A 19,111-nucleotide genomic window follows, 5' to 3' on the forward strand; every position below is an offset into this window, starting at 1 on the left:
CCTGTGCTTTTTTTTTCGTAGACTAAAACAGGCGGCCTTGCAGTAGATAATAACAATTCCGTAGTGTGGGTGGTTAAATTAACCGAGATAGAATATTCACAAAATATTCATTGATACAGAAAGAAATATCAACCAAGTAAGCGTTAATATAATTAGTATAACTAACTAATTTTTAGCGCTAATGGGGGACGATAGCATGCAGGAACAGCGGTCATATCTTTATCACATCTTTTTCAGAATTTGCCGTCATTTCATGCAGGTGCGGCGCAACAACGGGTTGAGGCCGGGCGAATTTAGTGTGCTTTGGACGATTGAACAGGCGGAAGGTCAGGCGCTGCACCCTGCCGAAATTAGCAAACACATGGGCATTACCCGCCCCTCGCTGACGCCCATTTTGCGGGACTTGGAAGCGCGGGGTCTGATACAATGCCGGATAGATTCTCAGGATGGACGCAGATATTTGGTGGAGATTACCGATAAATGCAGAGAGTTTAGAATAAAGCAAATTAATCGCCATAAGCTATTATTTGACCAATTAATAGGCAATTTGGACCAGCACGAGCTAGAGGATTTCTTACGTATTCTGCACAAGCTGGAAGCCAACTTGCAAAATGAGGGCGAAAATAACGGAGACACATTTTTATGAGCAATATTTTTTCACATCTGAAGTCTTTTTATCTGGAATGTACCTATGCCGTTATAGCAATGGTACTGGCAGCGCTCACTGAGCTGGGGCTGCCCTTTTTGCTAGCTGAGCTGATTAATCAAGGTCTATATTACAACGATACGGCGCTTGTATTGCGACTAGGCAGCATGATGCTGCTGCTGGCAATCATCAGCGTTAGTGGCACTCTTTTAAATAGCTACTTCAGTGCGAAAATTTCGGCCGGGGTCAGCCGAGCACTCCGGCGGCAGATATTTGATAAAATCGAAGGTTTTTCACTCTCTGAAACTGACCGATTTGGTACTGCCTCGTTGATTACACGCTCGACAAACGACGTTACGCAGGTGCAAAACTATATCTATGTGCTGCTGCGGCTAGTGTTGCGCGCGCCAATTATGATTATTGGCGGCGTGACACTGGCTTTTCTCAAAAGTCCGACCCTCTCTATGGTTTTGCTGCTGATGCTACCGGCCCTTTTTTTGATGGTTACCGGAATTGCCCGTCGCGGTATGCCGCTTTCCACAGCGATGCAGCAAAAGCTTGACAACGTAACGCTGGTCATGCGTGAAAAGTTGACCGGTGTCAGGGTGATCCGTGCCTTTGATAATGAAAATTATGAAAAAAAGCGCTTCGATAAGGCGAGCCGCGATTTAACCGAGGCCTCAATTAAAATGAACCGGACGATGGCGTTGCTGTTCCCCGCGGCGAATGTGGTTATGGCAGCAGCTACAGTAGCAATTGTCTGGTTCGGTGCCATTAAAGCGGTACAGGGTACTATAATGGTTGGCGACATCATGGCGATGGTGCAGTATATCACCCAGATTCTTATGTCCATCATGATGCTCTCGATGGTCTTTGTCATGCTACCGCGTGCTATGTCTTCAGTGAAGCGTATTACCGAGGTACTTGAAACCGAAACGCAGATTACTGATCCGGTAGAATGCCGGATAACACCGGGTGAGGGCCGGCTCACTTTTGAGAATGTCAGCTTTCGCTACCCCGGTGCGCAGGATGCGGCGTTGTCCCACATTAGCTTTACAGCGTCTCCAGGGCAGACGACGGCGATTATCGGAAGCACCGGTAGCGGAAAAAGTACGCTGCTGAAGCTGGTGGAGCGTTTTTATGACGCCACCCAAGGGCGTGTATGCATCGACGGGATTGATGTTAGGGACTATTCGCAGCAGGATTTGCGCCAAAAGCTGGGGTATGTGCCGCAAAAAGCGGTGCTGTTTTCAGGAAGTATTGCCGATAATCTGCGTTTTGGATCTCCGGATGCTACCGACGAGATACTGACTGCAGCCGTTGAGACTGCACAGGCCCGAGAATTTGTTTCCGAGCGTGCCGAGGGTTATCAGGCACCGATATCGCAGGGTGGAACGAATCTTTCCGGTGGACAGAAGCAACGCCTTGCCATTGCCAGAGCTATTGTGCGCAGACCCAGCATCTATCTGTTCGACGACAGCTTTTCGGCGCTGGACTTTGAAACCGACGCGCGCCTTCGTGCCGCGCTACAAAAGGATATGGGCAACGCCACTGTGCTCATTGTAGCGCAGCGTGTTTCCACCGTTACGAACGCTGACCAGATTCTCGTGCTGGACGGCGGTGAACAGGTGGGGCTGGGTACGCATAAGGTGCTGTTTAAAAGCTGTGCCGTTTATCGTGACATTGTTAAATCACAGCTTTCGGCGGAGGAAATTGACGATGAGTGAAACCAACAACAAAAACCAAAAGCTGTTTGTCGGTGGAAGGCACGGCGGTAGAACCATGATGGCAACGGCGCGCGCCAAAAACTTTAAGGGCAGCTTTATGCGGCTGGTTGGGTTTTTAAAACCCTATTCCATCTTGCTTTTGGTTGTGCTACTGCTAAATATAATTTCCACCGCTGTCAGCGCGCTGGTGCCAAAGGCGCTTTCCGGTGCGGTCAACGAGATTGCCAGAGGTACACAGGCCGTGCTGACTGGTACGGGAGCAGGCGTCTCTATGGCGCTGGTTGGGCGTGTTCTGACGATTATAGCAGTGATGTACCTTCTTTCTTCCGCTGCGAACTATACTGTGCAATATATTCTCTCGGGGCTAACCCAACGGGCTATGTACGACCTGCGTAAACGGGCGGACGAGAAACTCTCGCGTCTGCCGCTGTCTTATTTTGATAAAAATCCGTTTGGTGATACGCTCTCGCGTGTTACCAACGATATCGACACCATTGCAAACTCGTTACAGCAAAGCTTGAATCAGGCCCTCAGCTCTCTGCTGAGCATTGTCATGGTTTTTGTTGTGATGCTGACCATCAGCCCGTGGCTTACGCTTGCAGGGCTAGGTGCCATGCCGCTGGGTATAATTCTATCGGGGGCACTGATTAAATTCTCGCAGAAGTTTTTTAAGGGCCAGCAAAAGTCGCTGGGCGAATTGAACGGTTATATTGAAGAGACCTACAACGGGCATGAGGTCATCAAGGCATTTGGCAGAGAGCAAGCCTCGCGGCAGCATTTTGCACAACTTAACGACGCCTTGTATGACTACGCATGGAAGGCGCAGTTTTCTTCCGGCATTATGATGCCAGTCATCATCTTTATTACCAACCTTGGCTATGTGGTGGTGGCGATTGCCGGCGGTTATATGATCACCACAGGGAATCTCTTGGTAGGCGATATTCAGGCTATGATACAATATATACGCCAGTTTTCGCACCCTGTTTCAATGGTGGCAAATATTGCGAACATTTTGCAGTCGGCCGTGGCGGCTGCAGAGCGCGTGTTTGAGTTGCTAGATGAACCTGAGGAGACGCCCGACCCTGTCCAGCCAAAAACAATCGCAAACGCCAAAGGCGAAGTACGTATAGAAGACCTGACCTTTGGCTATGGCGACGAGCCGGTGCTTAAAAACATTTCGGTGTGGGCAAAGAATGGTCAGCGGGTGGCCATAGTTGGCCCGACCGGTTCGGGAAAGACAACATTGGTTAATCTCTTGATGCGCTTTTATGAGCCGCAGCAGGGGGGGATCACTATTGATGGCATTAAACTGTCCGATATGACCCGAGCCGAATTGCGCAGCCATTTTGGCATGGTGTTACAGGACACCTGGCTGTTTAAAGGCAGCATTATGGAAAACATTCGCTATGGTCGGCTGAATGCGACCGATGAAGAAGTGATTACCGCTGCCAAGGCCGCCTGTGCGCACCGGTTTATCCGCCAGCTCCCAGATGGGTATGACTTTGAGCTTGGCGAGGACGCCACCAATATTTCGCAGGGGCAGCGGCAGCTGCTTACCATTGCGCGGGCGCTGTTGGCTGACCCGGATATTTTGATTCTAGACGAAGCGACCAGTTCTGTGGATACCCGAACTGAGCAATTGATTCAAAATGCCATGACGACGCTGATGCAGGGGCGCACGTCGTTTGTGATTGCGCACCGCCTTTCCACCATAAAAGATGCCGACGCAATCATTGTCATGAAGGATGGCGAGATTATTGAGCGCGGAAACCATGAAACACTCTTGGCGGCAGGCGGATTTTATAAGAACCTATATCAAAGCCAGTTTGCACATTGAACAAATAACTGGTATAAAAACGTAAAAGCGGAGTCTGGAATAACTAATCATTCCAGACTCCGCTTTTAATATTTAATCAAGCCATCAGCGCAAACGAAAAATCGGCTGAAACCGCCAACTCTCCGTTTACGGTGCCTTTTCCGCTAACAAAGCAGAACGGGCCTTTTTGCTTTGTGATGACACATTCAATGTCAATTGTGTCGCCCGGCAGTACCTTGCGACGGAATTTTACCTTATCCAGACCGGTGTAGTACGGCGTCTTGCCCACAGCATCCTCTGCAAACAGTACACAGCAGGTCTGCGCCATAATCTCACAGAGTACAACGCCCGGCACGACCGGATTCCCCGGGAAATGCCCTTGCAAAAACCACTCGTCGCCCCGCACGGTGTAGCGCCCCGTTGCACGCTGGTCTTCGTGGCGCTCTGCTTCGTCCACTAATAGCATCGGTTCGCGATGGGGGAGAAGCGCTTTGATCGCATCACGGTTCATGGCGCTCACCCCTCAACCTTGCGGAAAGCAAGGCAGGCGTTATGGCCGCCAAAGCCCAGCGAGGTGGAGATTGCCAACGTGACGTCGGCCTTGCGCGCGGTGTTAGGCACATAGTCAAGGTCACACTCTGGGTCGGGTTCGGTATAGCCGATGGTGGGCGGAATCAGTCCATTGTGCAGTGCCAGCACCGATGCGATTGCTTCAATAGCGCCCGCTGCACCAAGCATATGTCCGGTCATCGACTTGGTGGAGCTGATGGCGGCCTTTTTGGCTGCATCTTCGCCCAGTGCCAGTTTGAGTGCCAGCGTCTCGCTCTTATCGTTTAAGGGTGTGCTGGTGCCGTGTGCGTTTATATAGACACAGTCAGTGTCGCTAATCTGTGCCTGAGTCAGTGCGGCCTTGATGGCGCGGCTGGCACCCTTTGCCTCGGGATCGGGCGCGGTGACATGATGTGCGTCGCAGGTGTGGCCGTAACCGCAAATTTCGGCGTAGATTTTAGCACCTCTGGCCTTGGCGTGCTCATATTCCTCAAGGATGAGCGCACCTGCGCCTTCGCCCATAACAAAGCCGTCTCGGTTTTTATCAAAGGGACGGCAGGCGGTCGCGGGGTCGCCGTTCATGGTCAGCGCCATACAGTTGGTAAAGCCCGCCACCGCAAGGGGGGCGATCGAAGCCTCGGTGCCGCCCGCAATAATCGCGTCGGCATAGCCGTCAGCAATGGCGCGATAGGCCTCGCCGATGGCATTACTGCCGGTGGCGCAAGCTGTGACAACCGGCAGGCAGGGACCCTGCGCGTTAAAGCGGATGGCGACGTTACCTGCGGCCAAATTTGAGATCATCATCGGGATCAGCATGGCGGAAACGCGGCCGGGGCCGCTTTTTAACAACTTTTCCTGTTCACGCACCATCGTGGTCAGTCCACCGATACCCGAACCAAAATAGACGCCGAATCGCTCGGGGTCACAAGCAAGTCCACTGTCGTCCATCGCCTGTTGTGCAGCAGCGAGGGCGTACTGCGAAAAAAGATCCAGACGCTTGGCGGCCATTTTGTCCACATAGGGCGTCACATCAAAATCTTTGACCTCAGCAGCGACCTTGACCTTGTAATCCGCGGTGTCAAAGTGGGTAATGAGGCCAATTCCGCTTACACCGGCGGTAATATTCTGCCAAAAAGTCTCAACATTGTTGCCCACTGGGGTAATTGCGCCAAGTCCGGTGATAACAACTCGCTTCATAAAATTCCTCCTTTTACACACCTGCCGATGCGGCAGCGGTAAATTCTTTGTGCAGCATTTCAATAAGACGGTGCACTGTGGTGATGCCCTCTATTTTATAACCATTGGCACCTATAAAGGCAAAGCCCTGATCCAGTTTGCCCTTGCAAGCCGCGAGCAACGCCGCAGAAATGCAATAAGGGGCGTTGTCGACCGTGCAGGACGAAATGCAGTGCCATGGGCAGCTTTTGGGGCAAGTTTCTTTATCTAGCGCCCGCTGTAAAAAGTCGTTTTTAATGGCGCGTCCTGGAAGACCGACCGGGCTTTGGATAATGGTGATATCTTCTTTTTTACAGTTGACATATGCTTGTTTAAAAGTAGGTGAGGCGTCACATTCCTCTGTGGCGACAAAGCGGGTCGCCATTTGAACAGCCGCCGCCCCGCGTGAAAGGATATCGTAAATATCGGCGCCGGAGAAGATACCGCCGCCCGCAATGAGCGGAATGGCGCGCCCGGCTTTTTGCTCCAGCGCGTCTAGTGCGGTGCGCAGCTGAGGAATCAGCGCTTGCAGTTTGAAAGAAGGGTCGTCGATCTGCTCCTGCGTAAAGCCAAGGTGCCCGCCGGCTAGCGGCCCCTCAAGCACAAAACCGTCTGGCACGCGGGCATATTTTTGTTCCCACCAGCGCGATATCATCTTAACCGCCTTGGCGGAGGAGACGATGGGCACCAGTGCAATGTCCGAAGGGGAGAACTTCGGCAGATCAAGTGGTAGCCCTGCGCCGGAGAAAATAACGTCGATGCCGGCCTCAGCCGAAGTTTTGACCATTTGAGCAAAGTCGGTCATCACGTTCATAATGTTGATGCCCAGCAGTCCAGTATCCTCATTGGCCATTTTGGAACGCGCGTCGGCGATTTCTTCCGCAATACCGTCATGAACAGCGCGTTCACGATTGCGTTCCGCAGGCTTGCGTAACATGGCGATGCCCGCTGCCGACAACACACCTACGCCACCCTCATTTGCAACGGCGGAGGCTAGGCGGGCCATTGAGATGCCCACCCCCATGCCGCCCTGTACAATGGGGATGGGTGCGGTATATTTGCCCAGAGTAAGCTGGTGATTGTTAAAGTTGAACATAGTGTCATTTACCTCATTTTCAGCTGCCAAAGCGGTCTGGGCACAGGGTTACATGCACATGCCGCCGTCGATGCGAATAACTTCACCGGTGATATAGGCCGCACCCTCGCTGCAAAGATAAACAGCGAGCGAGGCGACCTCCTCCGGTGTTCCCATCCGGTTCATCGGCACATTTTCAAGTGAGGCTGCCAGCACCTTTTCAGACAGCGCGGCGGTCATATCGGTTTCGATAAACCCGGGGGCAATGGCGTTACAAGTGATACCCCGGCCGGCGAGTTCACGGGCGACCGATTTAGTCAGCCCGATCATGCCGGCTTTGGCGGCAGAATAATTGGCCTGGCCCGCGTTGCCGGAGAGTCCCGATACCGAGGCGATGTTGATGATGCGTCCGGTGCGGCGTTTCATCATAGGGGTGGCACACTGGCGGGTCATCAAAAATGCACCCTTGAGATTGGTCGCGATAACAGAATCAAAGTCCTCATCCTTCATGCGCATGATGAGCCCATCTCGCGTGATACCCGCACAATTGATGAGAATGTCAATCTGCCCCCACTCTTTGAGCAGGGCTGCGACAGTGGTCTTAGTGGCGTCGCTATCGGCGACGTCGCAGCGAATAGCGGTCATCGTATAACCGCTACGCTGCGCTTCTTCGACAGTGGCCTGTGCGGCGGCTTCATTACCAGCATAAAGAATGGCTACCTTGGCGTTTTGTGCAGCCAGTGCCAGCGCAATCGCGCGACCAATGCCACGCGATCCGCCGGTGACGATTGCGGTTTTATTATTAAGCATGGTTCATTCTCCTCTCAGAACCGCCAGGGCGGCGGCAAGAGATTCGGCGTCCTGAACGTTTACAATAGTGGCACCCGGTAGGGTTTTCTTGACAAAGCCCGACAGGGTTTTACCCGCGCCTACCTCCACGAAGGTGTCGTAGCCGTCGGCGGACATAGTTTCGAGCGTTTTCTGCCAGTAAACGGGACGGATCAACTGCTCTGACAACAGCTGCTTATCTGGGGTGACATATGGCGATGCGGTGGAGTTGGCATACACCGGTACCAAGGGCTGCGCAAAAGCATAATGCTCCAGCGCCTTTTGGAGGCCCTCATAAGCAGACTGCATGAAAGGGGAGTGGAACCCGCCGCTTACCGGCAGAGCTAACGCTCGACCGCCCGCTTGCTTCACGGCAGCGATCAGTTCATCTGAACGGTCACGCAGCGTTGCCGCTACGATCTGACCGGGGCAGTTAAAGTTGATGGGATAGCTGTCGCCCACCTGGGCGCAGATTTCTGAGACCTTTTCGGGGGCGAGCTTTAAGATGGCGACCATGCCGCTTTGGCTAGCCTCAGCGGCATCGTGCATGAGCGCGGCGCGCTCACACACCAGTTTAAAGCCGTTTTCGTCTGAAAAACCGCCTGCAAAGGTCAGCGCTGCGACCTCTCCGAGCGAGAAACCTGCCACGCCGTCGGGCGTGATGCCTGCTTCACGGACAGCCTCGGCGGCGGCGAGATCGACGCAAAACAGACAGGGTTGGGTATTTAAAGTAACGGATAATTCCTCGGGGCTGCCCTCAAAGCACTGCTTTGAAGTCTTCGGACGGATTGCGTCTGCCAAATCAAAAATGTGGCGAGCGGCGGGGCTGGTCTCATAGAGAGATTTGCCCATGCCGGAATATTGCGCGCCCTGACCAGCGAATAAGAATGCTATTTTACCCATTTACCCGCACCTCCCAAAAGTGTGGCGGCCTCATCCATCATTTCGGTGATGATGTCAGAGCAGCTCTGCTCTTTTTTCATCATACCGGCAATCTGTCCAGCCATAAAAGTGCCACCCTCGAGATCGCCCTCTTGAACAGCGCGGCGCAATGCACCGACACCTTTAGCTTCGAGCGCATCGGTAGAGACATTTGTGTCGGCTTCCATCTTCATCAGCTCACGGGAGAAGGGGGTCTTCAAGCAACGCACTGGGTGACCCAGCCGCTTACCAGTGGCGATGGTGTCGATGTCTTTGGCTTTGATTATGCGCTCTTTATAGACGGCGTGCACATTGCACTCATGGGCGGTTAAAAAGCGGGTGCCGATCTGAACACCAATGGCGCCCAGCATCATAGCGGCGGCGATGCCGCGTCCGTCCCCGATTCCACCTGCGGCGATAACCGGAATTTTGACGGCGTCGCAAACCTGCGGCACAATAGCCATCGTGGTCAGCTCACCGATATGCCCGCCCGACTCACAACCCTCTGCAATGACGGCAGTGGCGCCGCTGCGCTCGGCCAGCTTAGCAAAGGCAACCGAGGCGACAACGGGCAGTACAGCAATGCCAGCTTCGCGCCACATCGGCATATATTTGGCGGGGGTACCGGCCCCTGTGGTCACAACCTTGACATTCTCTTCTACAACCACCTGTGCCACCTGATCGGCAAACGGGCTCATGAGCATGATGTTGACGCCAAACGGTTTGTTGGTGAGTGTTTTTGCTTTTCTGATTTGAGTTCTAAGCCACTCGGCGTCGGCGTTCATGGCCGAAATCAGCCCCAACCCACCTGCGTTTGAAACGGCGGCGGCCAGTTCGGCGTCGGCAATCCATGCCATGCCGCCCTGAATGATGGGGGCTTCAATGCCAAGCAGCTCACAAAGCGGCGTTTTCATCATAGTCTTACGCCTGCAGGGACTCGATGTAAGCAATCAGGCTCTTGACATCGACAAGGCTTTCGTTCATTTCGAGCTCAAGGTCAAAAACCTCTTCGAGATTCATGACGATCTCAACAATGTCAAGAGAATCGAAGCCGAGTTCTTCAAAGGTGGTGTCTATTTTAATTTCAGATGGATCGATTTCTTTATACTCTGCAAGGACCTTGGCTACTTTTTCAAAATTCTCATTCATACTAAATATTCTCCTTTTAATAAAAATACATTTTAGTTTATGTTGAACGCGCTGTCATAAAGCGCGATGAACAGCTTGAGCTATTCACAATCCCAGCGAAGCACGGCCGAAGCACTTGTCAGCCCTGCGCCGAAAGCACACATAGCTAACAGATCACCTTTTTTGAGCTTTCCGGCTTCGTTGAGCTCGTCGAGCAGTAGTGGAATACAAGCGGCTGAAGTATTGCCATAGCGTTCGATATTAATGCAAAAACGCTCGGGCGCAATTGAAAGCTTAGACTTTGCAAAGTCGATGATACGCAAATTTGCCTGATGCGGTAGTACCCACGTGATATCGGATTCCTGTAGCCCTGCATCGGTAATGGTATTGCGCAGACCGTTGCACATGGCGTTAACTGCGAATTTAAACACGCCCTGTCCGTTCATCGAGACATAAGGTTCGGAATCGTCCGGAATGCGGTCGGGCAGGTTGCCCTTGACATTCGGCACATTGAGCACGTCGATATCGCCCTTTGCTGTCAGCGACAGTGAACGCAGACCGTCGCCCTCGCCAAGCACCACTGCACCCGCACCGTCACCAAACAAGACACAGGTGGAGCGATCGCGCCAGTCAAGTATGCGGCTCATGGCCTCGGCCGCGATGACCAGCACATGCCGTACTTTCTTTCGGGCAAAGTAGCCGGCGGCAACATCTAGCGCATACAAAAAGCCTGAACAGGCTGCATTGACGCCGAAAGCGGGGCAGTCGGCCCCGATGCGGCTTTGTACATTGCAGGCTAGAGAAGGGGTGATGTAATCGTCACTGATGGTCGCGCAAAGAATCAGGTCGATGTCTCCAGCAGTTAAGTTTGCGCGTTCCAGTGCCTTTTCAGCGGCGGCCACTGCGATATCGGTGAGTGATTCCTCCATGCAGATGTGACGCTGCTTAATACCGGTACGGGTGAAAATCCACTCGTCGGTGGTGTCCACAAACTTGCATAGCTCGTCATTGGTTAAGATGCGTTTGGGCACGGCCCGGCCCGTTGAAAGAATTGAAAAGCTCATAAAGCTACTCCTTAGTTGAAAGATCGCTCTGACGACCAATTTCCGTTATCTCGTCAATAAACTGTTTTTCAAAAAACGCGTTCAGTTGGATCATACCTTTGAGCAAATGCGCCTTTTCTTCATCGCCCAAATCCTTTGCCACTGCGCGCACCATATTCTCGTGAAAGCGCATAAAAACAGCGTAAGTTTTATGGCCTAGCCGGGTGAGGTGGATGTAAACCACCCGCCCGTCCTCGGTGGAGCGGCGACGTTCAACGCAACCTTTTTGAACCAGCCGGTTGACAGCGGCGGTGACCGACGGCTGCGTAATGCGTAGATCAGAGGCGATTTCTTTGACGGTGCGGCCCTTGCCCTTGGTTTTACCAATTGTTTCAAGCAGATGCATTTCACTGGAAGAAACGTTAGGTGTACCGGCGCGCTTGATGAATTCGTCTTCAATTTTCAATATGGAACGATAGGCTGTGACCAGCGTTTCGTTAAGTTTGTTCATGAATTCATCGGTCAAATTACTGTCCTCCTAATTTAATTAGATTGTCTATCTAATTATAGTAACACTTGTTACGTCTGTCAATAACAGCTAATGAATTTATAAAATATTCATAATTACTAATTATAAAATTCATGAAGTCAATTTTGGGTTGTCATGACAACATAAAAGGTGTATAATCGACTAAAAATGTGTAATAGAAAAAGGTAAGGCGCGAAAAAAATGGATTTACGGCGAGAAAGAAAGCGAGGTAACCGAGTAATCGGCGTCCTTTTGATTTTGATATTTCTTTGCATGGGTGCCATCGCGGTGATTTTTCTTTCACGCTTTGCGCCGGTTGAAGCTTTCAAAAGTGATATGATAACGGCCGATTTTTCAGCTGTGACCGATATAGATGCCCGGGCAGTTAAGGTTTCCCATGGATTATTCTCAAAAACAGAAGAGAAAAACCCTCCTGATCAGTTCTCGTATGAAATAAAAGAGAAACTGGTCTTTTCTGCTGCGTCCGAGGAAGCGGCGCTGCTGTTAAAAAATCCGCCGCAAAACCAATATTTAATGGTGCTTGAGCTTGTACTCGAAGATTCGGGTGAGGTGGTTTTGCGCACAGGGTCTATTCTGCCCGGGCAGATGATAAAAAGGGCAGCTCTGGATGAAAAGCTTTCTGCCGGAGATTATAAAGCTATAGCTAATCTTTGCGCCGTGGATGCGCAAAACGGGACGCTGGCCGGTGTGCTTGAGCAGCCTGTAACCATTGTCGTCAAATCCTGATGTGCGCTGTTTTGAATGTGGCGTAGTTAGGAGTCTCACATAAAATATCATTGAAATGAGGACGCACCTGCGATGATAGACATTAAAAACGAACGAAACCTGACGATGTTGACCGATTTTTATGAGCTGACGATGGCTAATGGCTATCTGCTCAAAAACATGCAGGACACCGAGGTCGTATTCGACATGTTTTTTCGCAAGATTCCGGACGGCGGCGGCTATGCGATAGCGGCCGGCCTCGAACAGTTAATGCAGTATATCGATAACCTTCAGTTTTCCAAGGAGGATATTGCATTTTTGCGCAGCAAGAACACCTTTTCGGAGGCGTTTTTAAGCTACCTGGAGAACTTTAAGTTTGAATGTGACTTGTGGGCCATCAAGGAAGGGACACCGATTTTTCCCGGTGAACCGCTTGTGGTGGTAAAAGGCCCGGCCATTCAGGCTCAGTTGGTTGAAACGATGGTACTGCTCACCATCAATTTCCAGTCGTTGATCGCTACCAAATCGACGCGCATGAACCGCGTGGCGCAGGGCAGGGCTATCATGGAGTTTGGCTCTCGCCGGGCGCAGAGCTATGACGCGGCCATGCTGGGCGCACGTGCGGCTTATATCGGCGGGTGTAGCTCCACCGCCTGCGTCATCGCCGACCAATATTACAACATCCCCGCCGTCGGCACGATGGCGCATAGCTGGGTGCAGCTATTCCCGGATGAATACTCCGCTTTTAAGGCCTATGCTGAAATTTACCCTGACAATTGCACGTTGTTGATCGATACCTACGACGTGATGCATTCCGGCATGCCCAACGCCATTCGCGTCTTTAATGAGGTGCTGCTGCCACTGGGACATCGCCCGAAGGGGGTCAGAATCGACTCGGGCGATATTGCGTATCTCTCTAAAAAGGTGCGCATCATGCTGGATAAGGCGGGTTTTGAGGATTGTAAAATAGTCGCCTCCAACTCTCTGGATGAATATATCATCCGCGACTTGATTATGCAGGATGCCAAGGTTGATCTTTTTGGCGTTGGCGAAAATCTGATTACCGGCCGCTCTGAACCGGTGTTCGGTGGCGTGTATAAACTGGTTGCCGTACAAGAAGGCGAAAAGCTTGCGCCTCGCATCAAAATCAGCGAAAGTCCCGAAAAAGTGACTACACCGGGTTTTAAAAAGCTTTATCGTCTCTATGACCGCAAAACTGGCAAGGCTTCAGCCGACTATATTACCCTTTTTGAAGAAGAGATAGACGATACGAAGCCGCTTACCATTTTTGACCCCAACGCTATCTGGAAAAAGAAGACGCTTCAGGATTTTGAAGCAGTCAACTTGTTGGAGCCGATTTATGAAAAGGGCAAGCGATTGTACCAGTCTCCCACACTCAAGGAAATACAGGATTTCTGCAAAGTTGAGCTGGGACGTATGTGGGACGAGATCAAACGTTTTGAATTTCCGCATCGCTATTATGTCGACCTTTCAGAAAGTTTGTGGACCTTAAAGACTATTATGTTAAACGATTACGAGCGTAAAATTCGGGAACTGACCCAAAGATGATAATAGAACCCCCCCCGGCAAAGCCGGGGGGGTTCTTAGCTTGTTTAAAAAAGCGGAGAAATTAGATCGAGACACAGTGGAGAGATTAAAACACAAAGCCTTTATAAAAATCTATGAACTGAGAAGGGATCAGGGATTCTTTCGCATAAATCGAAGCATTTTTGCGTGCGATTTTGAATACTAGATATGTCCTCTTGTAGATAGCCATGCTTTCACGACCCCTTCCGCCTGTTTGCCGGTAGGCTGTGCCAGCACTTGTGTTGCAAGTTGGCGGCATTCCTCTGATTTTAGGCCACAGATAAGGTTTTTAATTTTTGGTATTGCAGTGGCGCTCATGCTGAAGTGATCCAGCCCCAAGCCCAACAGAAGCGGAACAGAAAGAACGTCTCCCGCCATTTCTCCACACATGCCAACTGGAATACCTTCGGCGTGCGCATCATAAATCACTTGTGCGATGAGACGTAAGACCCCGGGGTGAAAAGGATTATACAGCCTCGCAACCTTTTGGTTCATACGATCGGCGGCCAGCGAGTATTGCAGCAAATCATTGGTGCCAATGGAGAAGAAGTTTACCAGCTTGGCAGCATCCCGCGCTTGTAGGGCGATGGAGGGTATTTCTATCATGATGCCCAATGGAATATCTTCGCGGAAGGGTTTACCTTCCTGGCGCAGCTCCTCCTTGCACTCTTCCAGTAGCCTTTTTGACGCTTCAATTTCTTCAATACAGCTGACCATGGGCAGCATAATAGCAAGATTACCATGAGCAGAGGCGCGAAGCAACGCACGCAACTGCGGCTTGAAGACATCGCTGCGGTCAAGGCAGATACGCAATGCCCGATAGCCTAAAAAAGGATTGAGTTCAGGTTCCATTTCAAAGTAGGGCAGCTTTTTGTCGCCGCCAATATCCATGGTGCGAACAATTACTTGCTTATCACCCATTTTTTCCACTGCCTGGCGGTAACCCTGATACTGTAACTCCTCAGTTGGAAAATCGTTACTGTCCATGTAAAAAAATTCACTACGGAACAAACCTATGCCATCGCCGCCGTTTTCCAAAACCATGTCAGTGTCTGCGGGGTAGCCAATGTTCCCCTCTACCATTACCCGTGAACCGTCTAAGGTAATAGCGGGTTTTTTTGCGGCATTTTTTAATAACTGTTTTTGCGCGGTATCCTCGGTTTGGCTTTTTTGTGCTATGGCAAGTGTTTCCTCATCTGGCTCCAGAACAATTTTGCCTTCCGCGCCATCCACGATCATAACCATTCCATTTCTGACTGCTTCGCATAGCCCTGTTACGCCCACCACTGCAGGAATTCCCAGACTGCGTGACAGAATAACTGCGTGAGAGGTACGGCTGCCCATTTCACACACCATGGCTAGAACATTTTTTTTATCCATGGAAGCAGTTTCGGAGGGGGTGATATCCTTGCCCACTAAAATACAGGGCTCATTCAAACGCGCCAGACTGACTCTTTTTTCTCCTGTCAGCTCCCGTACCACCAGCTCACTCACATCCAGAATATCCGCAGAACGGGCACTAAGATAATCATCCCCAATTTGGGCAAACTCGTTGGCAATGTCCTGCGCCGTCTGCCACATTGCGGTGGGTGCTGGTAGCAGTTGCTCTTTGATCAGTGCGGCGGCGTTGTCTACCACTTCGGGATCATCGAGCACTGATAAATGTGCTTCAAAAATCTCCGCCTCTTCTGCGCCAATTTCTTTGGTGATCCGATCGGTATTTTCCTTCAGTATAGTTCTTACATCTTCCACGGCTGCCATGAACCTTTGCAGCTCCTTTGGAACTTCATTGCTATTAATTTTTTCGGAGGGCAGGGTGAAGGGGTCGTTAAGATATACTAAGGCTTTTCCTACGGCAATTCCTTCACTGCCTGGGATACCCTGATAGTTCTTCATGGTTGTTGCTCCTTTCGTCAAGCAAAGGGTTGCTTCAATAAAAATCCTTTTTGTCTATTACTCGTTGCCCAAAAAGGGCATAAAAATTTCTGCTACATAACACAGCTCATCGATGGGAATCAGTATTCCAAACACATCACCAACATAGGACATTCTTTGTTGGATAATATACATGAGTGGGCTATTTTCGTTTAGAAATACCCTTGATCGGGGGTATTTTAGTGTTTCGCTGCGGATCACGCGTTCTAACATATGAGAGCAGTGGAAGATAAATTTCAGCGCAATCTCATCGGAATACCCCAACTTTAGGTCATCCAAAATAAAGTCCAGTGCCTCTAAAAGCACATCTGCCGCCTTTCGAGGGTTAAGAAAGGTGAGGGAGGTGGCCAGAATTTCGTTGATGATCCGGTTAAGGAACGAGGAGGTGGGCATCTCTGCCTTCATCTCTTGCTGTGGCAACGGACTGTGCCAGCTTTCGCTCAACAATGTGGCCAACGAAAAGCCGCCCTGTCGTATTTTGTCCGCCAGCAACAGCATTTGGGAAAGATTTGCACCGGACACCGTCTGCGCCTTGATGCCTGTGACGGCAGTGATATGCCGGTGCAGGTCGGTAAGTGGCTCCATATCGGTCATCAGCAATAAGCCCGACCCCTGATCGCATTCTTTGGCTATGGTGGCAAGGCGGTTGAGTAGGTGTTCCATGGTGCTTTGGCCACCAAAGCTGATGCCTCTTGCCAAAGCGCAGCCTGTTACCGCATTCAGGTATTCCGCTAGACCTTCGGCAATGCCCTCGCCATGATGTACTACTAGGACACCGATGCGGCTGGAGGAGCTCCATTTTAGGGCTAAATACAGATAGGTAGCAACGAAGTTTAGTTCGCGGTCGGGCAGCCGCACACCCAAGTTTTCTTCCATTTCCTCTCTCAGGCGGCAAGCGACGGCGTATTCTTTGGGGTTGAGCTGGCGGATGTCTTGGTTTGACTCCACCATACCCAGCTGAGGTTTTTCACCGCGCTCCACGGCATGTTGCAGGTGTAAAATTAAACCGTAAAGCAGGGAGGGGTTTTGAATAACAGCTTGATAATCGGGTTCCTTTGCCAGCGTGTTATGAACAGTTTCGTAAAGTTGTGTGGGAACGGTGGTTCGGAGCTTTTCCAGCTGCCGTACGTTTCCCCCTTGCAAACGGCTGACGCACCGACTGATATAATGGTCGATATCCGCGGGAACAGGCTCTTCTTCTGCTTCGTATTCCATCTTTTCTAGGGTGTCCTCCTCCAGCAAAGGGATGGTTGGAGTTTCACCGGGGACAAACAGCAGAGAGGTTTGGGTAAAACGCTCAAACAGCGCAGTTGCTTCGGCCGACCGTCGAGAAGCTCCCGTTACCAGCTTGGTGATGGAATCCGGTAGGTGGCGATATCCAATCTCCATGATTTTTGAGTCCGGCCTTGTTGTGGAATACTCCAGATAAGCCTTTGAGCATATGATCTTCACTCTGCTTTTCATCTCGCCGATTTGTCCGCTGTAGGGAATTTGGACAAGACACGCTAGAATGTCTTTATGGATTCGAAAGGTGGTTCCGGTTGATGATGCTTCTTTGCTAAAAAACAGCACCAAATGCTGTAAAATCTCCAGAACACTGCGTTCACTTAGATCAGGAAGGTGGATGATGACTGGCATGTTACGCACAAACCTTTGCAATTCTGGCGCAGAAATATCCTGTGTGGTAGCTGCGACAATCATCAAGTTCCCGTACCGCGTGACGGAAGCCTCGCCCAGTCGGCTAAAGATGTTTTTTTCCATGAGGGTGACAAGCAGCTCCTGCACCTTGGGCGAAAGTTTCTGGATACCATCCAGATAAAAAATGCCGCCTGCGGCTTGCTCTATTAAACCTTTTCGGCTTTTTTCTGCTCCAGGTAAAGAGCCTTTGCTGTTGCCAAACAGTTGCGCCATTAAAAGCTGGGGAGAACCGGAGTAGTCCTGACAGTTGAAGGTAATAAAAGGCGCATCTTTTTCCAGCTTCCCCGTTTGAACTCCGTACTCATACATTAAACGTGCAAAGCGGATTTTCCCTACCCCTGCGCTGCCCGTGATGAGGGTATGCAGCCCTCTCGGCGGATAGCATATGGCGGCCTTTGCTTGCTCCACCGCGGTGTGCAGGCTGCCGTCGGCGCCGATATTCTGTTCCAACCGGGTGAAGGGGATGTTTATCGGACTCCCTTTAGTGCTGCCCGCCTCGAGGTAATCTGTCAGCTTTTCTCCAAGCGGTATGATGGTGGGCAAATAGCGCCCTGGGTATGTCTGCGCAAGCATACCTCTGTGCAAAAAGCGCGTGGGTTTGCCAAGGCTTTTTATCAGCTGACCCATTTGGTGCAACTGATTTAGCTCCTTGGATATATTGGCGCGGTTTAGCTGCATCAGATCTGCAGCCTCCTGAGCGGAAATACCAGCAACAAGTTCTAAATTGCCGGTTAACCGCTTAGATGTGTATTCCTTTACCAGCACCAGTACACGTTCTTGCCGGTTCAACTTTTTCTGTTCCATAGCCACCCTCTTGAAATGTGTGTCAACATTATTTTACAATTACAATAGCATTTATTAGCGATTAATACAATATATTTTTCAATATTTCTGATATTTTTTAAATTTTACTTAAAATATGAAACCTGATAGCTAAAAAATAATTATAAAAATAAATGTGTGTTATTTATTATGTTTATTAGTGCTTTTATCGGATTGTTACCTTGGGTTTACGCATATGTGTGTCATTATATTGCTGTCAAAGATCTCTTTGTTGTATTGAATTTCACTTTATTAAGCGAATTCATCTTTTAATACATTGAAATTTGGGCGTTTTGCACTATTGCGCTACCGTTACACATTTTGAACTGTCACTAAAACAGGATTATTAGACAGTCTTTTTTTGCCATGTTAGAATAAATTCATTCAAACTGCAATTTTTCTACAGAGGGCAGTTTTAGTGAGGTGTTTTGGGAAATGTATCGTATTTTATTGTTAAGCCACGGCAATCTGGCAGAAGAGCTGCTGAAATCCGCCGAACTGATCATGGGTGCGCCGCCTGCTGAGGCCGTTGCGACCATCCCACTGCCGCTGGGCAAGGATATGGCGGAATATAAGGCGGAGGTGGAGACGTATGTCTCTGGAGCTGTTGCTCAAGGGGAGTGTCTCATCCTTGCTGACTTAGCGGGTGGAAGTCCCTTTATTACCGCAGCCGGTATTTACCGCACTTATATGGAGGCAGGCAATGTAGATGTTATCACCGGCGTGAATCTTACCATGTTGATTGAAGCGCTTTCCGCACAGGAACACGCTACTTTGGCAGAGGTGAGAAAGATTGTGCTAGAAGAGGGACACGCAGGAATTCAAGCCTTGTCCAGTACGCTGACAGCCCAACAATAACTGTTTTC

17 protein-coding genes are annotated in these 19,111 nt (G+C 50.5%); 6 read left to right on the forward strand and 11 right to left on the reverse strand.

What is annotated here, in order from left to right:
* The first annotated feature begins 196 nt into the window (after positions 1-196).
* From RBH76_01040 to RBH76_01050, 3 genes are read left to right on the forward strand one after another with little or no spacing between them, the layout of a single operon-like run.
* Complete coding sequence (locus RBH76_01040) at positions 197-646, forward strand: MarR family transcriptional regulator (GenBank protein ID WMJ84037.1); 450 nt, start codon at positions 197-199, stop codon at positions 644-646.
* Positions 643-2,373, forward strand: a complete 1,731-nt coding sequence (locus tag RBH76_01045) for an ABC transporter ATP-binding protein (protein WMJ84038.1) — start codon at positions 643-645, stop codon at positions 2,371-2,373. The genes RBH76_01040 and RBH76_01045 overlap by 4 nt, the downstream gene beginning before the upstream one ends.
* Positions 2,366-4,210, forward strand: a complete 1,845-nt coding sequence (locus RBH76_01050; GenBank protein ID WMJ84039.1) for an ABC transporter ATP-binding protein — start codon at positions 2,366-2,368, stop codon at positions 4,208-4,210. Before RBH76_01045 ends, RBH76_01050 begins: the two co-directional genes overlap by 8 nt.
* 76 nt (positions 4,211-4,286) lie before the next feature.
* On the opposite strand, the gene fabZ is transcribed toward RBH76_01050, so the two are convergent.
* The 9 genes from fabZ to RBH76_01095 form a co-directional block, all read right to left on the reverse strand.
* Positions 4,287-4,700 carry a 3-hydroxyacyl-ACP dehydratase FabZ gene (gene fabZ / locus RBH76_01055; GenBank protein WMJ84040.1) on the reverse strand — a complete coding sequence of 138 codons (414 nt, stop codon included), beginning with the start codon at positions 4,698-4,700 and terminating at the stop codon, positions 4,287-4,289.
* 5 nt (positions 4,701-4,705) lie between these two features.
* On the reverse strand, positions 4,706-5,935 hold the full coding sequence (fabF, locus tag RBH76_01060) for a beta-ketoacyl-ACP synthase II (GenBank protein ID WMJ84041.1): 1,230 nt from the start codon (positions 5,933-5,935) through the stop codon (positions 4,706-4,708).
* Between the two features lie 13 nt (positions 5,936-5,948).
* Positions 5,949-7,049 (reverse strand): nitronate monooxygenase family protein, encoded by a 1,101-nt coding sequence (locus RBH76_01065; GenBank protein WMJ84042.1) that lies wholly within the window; start codon positions 7,047-7,049, stop codon positions 5,949-5,951.
* Positions 7,050-7,097: 48 nt separating this feature from the next.
* A complete protein-coding gene (gene fabG, locus RBH76_01070; protein ID WMJ84043.1) occupies positions 7,098-7,838 on the reverse strand; it encodes a 3-oxoacyl-[acyl-carrier-protein] reductase in 741 nt (246 codons plus the stop codon).
* Positions 7,839-7,841: 3 nt separating this feature from the next.
* On the reverse strand, positions 7,842-8,759 hold the full coding sequence (locus RBH76_01075; protein WMJ84044.1) for an ACP S-malonyltransferase: 918 nt from the start codon (positions 8,757-8,759) through the stop codon (positions 7,842-7,844).
* Entirely contained in the window at positions 8,747-9,691 is a 945-nt protein-coding gene (gene fabK, locus RBH76_01080; protein ID WMJ85179.1) for an enoyl-[acyl-carrier-protein] reductase FabK, read from the reverse strand. The genes RBH76_01075 and fabK overlap by 13 nt, the downstream gene beginning before the upstream one ends.
* A gap of 7 nt (positions 9,692-9,698) precedes the next feature.
* On the reverse strand, positions 9,699-9,926 hold the full coding sequence (locus RBH76_01085; protein WMJ84045.1) for an acyl carrier protein: 228 nt from the start codon (positions 9,924-9,926) through the stop codon (positions 9,699-9,701).
* Between the two features lie 80 nt (positions 9,927-10,006).
* Positions 10,007-10,969 (reverse strand): beta-ketoacyl-ACP synthase III, encoded by a 963-nt coding sequence (locus RBH76_01090; protein WMJ84046.1) that lies wholly within the window; start codon positions 10,967-10,969, stop codon positions 10,007-10,009.
* A 4-nt stretch (positions 10,970-10,973) separates the two neighbouring features.
* Positions 10,974-11,474 (reverse strand): MarR family transcriptional regulator, encoded by a 501-nt coding sequence (locus RBH76_01095; GenBank protein ID WMJ84047.1) that lies wholly within the window; start codon positions 11,472-11,474, stop codon positions 10,974-10,976.
* A gap of 204 nt (positions 11,475-11,678) precedes the next feature.
* On the opposite strand from RBH76_01095, the gene RBH76_01100 reads away from it, so the two are divergent.
* Together RBH76_01100 and RBH76_01105 are read left to right on the forward strand one after the other, a co-directional pair.
* Positions 11,679-12,224 (forward strand): hypothetical protein, encoded by a 546-nt coding sequence (locus RBH76_01100; GenBank protein ID WMJ84048.1) that lies wholly within the window; start codon positions 11,679-11,681, stop codon positions 12,222-12,224.
* 72 nt (positions 12,225-12,296) lie between these two features.
* The gene (locus tag RBH76_01105) at positions 12,297-13,772 is read left to right on the forward strand and encodes a nicotinate phosphoribosyltransferase (GenBank protein WMJ84049.1); all 1,476 of its coding nucleotides are present in this window, start codon (positions 12,297-12,299) and stop codon (positions 13,770-13,772) included.
* A gap of 180 nt (positions 13,773-13,952) precedes the next feature.
* Here the strand turns inward: RBH76_01105 and ptsP are convergent, their stop codons facing one another.
* Positions 13,953-15,686 (reverse strand): phosphoenolpyruvate--protein phosphotransferase, encoded by a 1,734-nt coding sequence (ptsP, locus tag RBH76_01110; GenBank protein WMJ84050.1) that lies wholly within the window; start codon positions 15,684-15,686, stop codon positions 13,953-13,955.
* A gap of 57 nt (positions 15,687-15,743) precedes the next feature.
* Positions 15,744-18,227, reverse strand: a complete 2,484-nt coding sequence (locus tag RBH76_01115; GenBank protein ID WMJ84051.1) for a sigma 54-interacting transcriptional regulator — start codon at positions 18,225-18,227, stop codon at positions 15,744-15,746.
* 453 nt (positions 18,228-18,680) lie between these two features.
* On the opposite strand from RBH76_01115, the gene RBH76_01120 reads away from it, so the two are divergent.
* The gene (locus RBH76_01120; protein ID WMJ84052.1) at positions 18,681-19,103 is read left to right on the forward strand and encodes a hypothetical protein; all 423 of its coding nucleotides are present in this window, start codon (positions 18,681-18,683) and stop codon (positions 19,101-19,103) included.
* Positions 19,104-19,111: the final 8 nt, after the last annotated feature.

The sequence above is a fragment of the Oscillospiraceae bacterium MB24-C1 genome (assembly GCA_030913685.1).
In the GTDB taxonomy this organism is placed as follows: Bacteria; Bacillota; Clostridia; order Oscillospirales; family Ruminococcaceae; genus Yanshouia.

Excerpts from the sequence above, each read along its gene's own strand:
- RBH76_01115 (WMJ84051.1), bottom strand. The coding sequence starts at position 18,227 with ATGGAACAGAAAAAGTTGAACCGGCAAGAACGTGTACTGGTGCTGGTA.
- RBH76_01090 (WMJ84046.1), bottom strand. The coding sequence starts at position 10,969 with ATGAGCTTTTCAATTCTTTCAACGGGCCGGGCCGTGCCCAAACGCATC.
- ptsP (WMJ84050.1), bottom strand. The coding sequence starts at position 15,686 with ATGAAGAACTATCAGGGTATCCCAGGCAGTGAAGGAATTGCCGTAGGA.
- RBH76_01045 (WMJ84038.1), top strand. The coding sequence starts at position 643 with ATGAGCAATATTTTTTCACATCTGAAGTCTTTTTATCTGGAATGTACC.
- RBH76_01050 (WMJ84039.1), top strand. The coding sequence starts at position 2,366 with ATGAGTGAAACCAACAACAAAAACCAAAAGCTGTTTGTCGGTGGAAGG.
- fabG (WMJ84043.1), bottom strand. The coding sequence starts at position 7,838 with ATGCTTAATAATAAAACCGCAATCGTCACCGGCGGATCGCGTGGCATT.
- RBH76_01105 (WMJ84049.1), top strand. The coding sequence starts at position 12,297 with ATGATAGACATTAAAAACGAACGAAACCTGACGATGTTGACCGATTTT.
- RBH76_01065 (WMJ84042.1), bottom strand. The coding sequence starts at position 7,049 with ATGTTCAACTTTAACAATCACCAGCTTACTCTGGGCAAATATACCGCA.
- RBH76_01100 (WMJ84048.1), top strand. The coding sequence starts at position 11,679 with ATGGATTTACGGCGAGAAAGAAAGCGAGGTAACCGAGTAATCGGCGTC.
- RBH76_01120 (WMJ84052.1), top strand. The coding sequence starts at position 18,681 with ATGTATCGTATTTTATTGTTAAGCCACGGCAATCTGGCAGAAGAGCTG.
- RBH76_01075 (WMJ84044.1), bottom strand. The coding sequence starts at position 8,759 with ATGGGTAAAATAGCATTCTTATTCGCTGGTCAGGGCGCGCAATATTCC.
- fabK (WMJ85179.1), bottom strand. The coding sequence starts at position 9,691 with ATGAAAACGCCGCTTTGTGAGCTGCTTGGCATTGAAGCCCCCATCATT.
- fabF (WMJ84041.1), bottom strand. The coding sequence starts at position 5,935 with ATGAAGCGAGTTGTTATCACCGGACTTGGCGCAATTACCCCAGTGGGC.
- RBH76_01040 (WMJ84037.1), top strand. The coding sequence starts at position 197 with ATGCAGGAACAGCGGTCATATCTTTATCACATCTTTTTCAGAATTTGC.
- fabZ (WMJ84040.1), bottom strand. The coding sequence starts at position 4,700 with ATGAACCGTGATGCGATCAAAGCGCTTCTCCCCCATCGCGAACCGATG.
- RBH76_01085 (WMJ84045.1), bottom strand. The coding sequence starts at position 9,926 with ATGAATGAGAATTTTGAAAAAGTAGCCAAGGTCCTTGCAGAGTATAAA.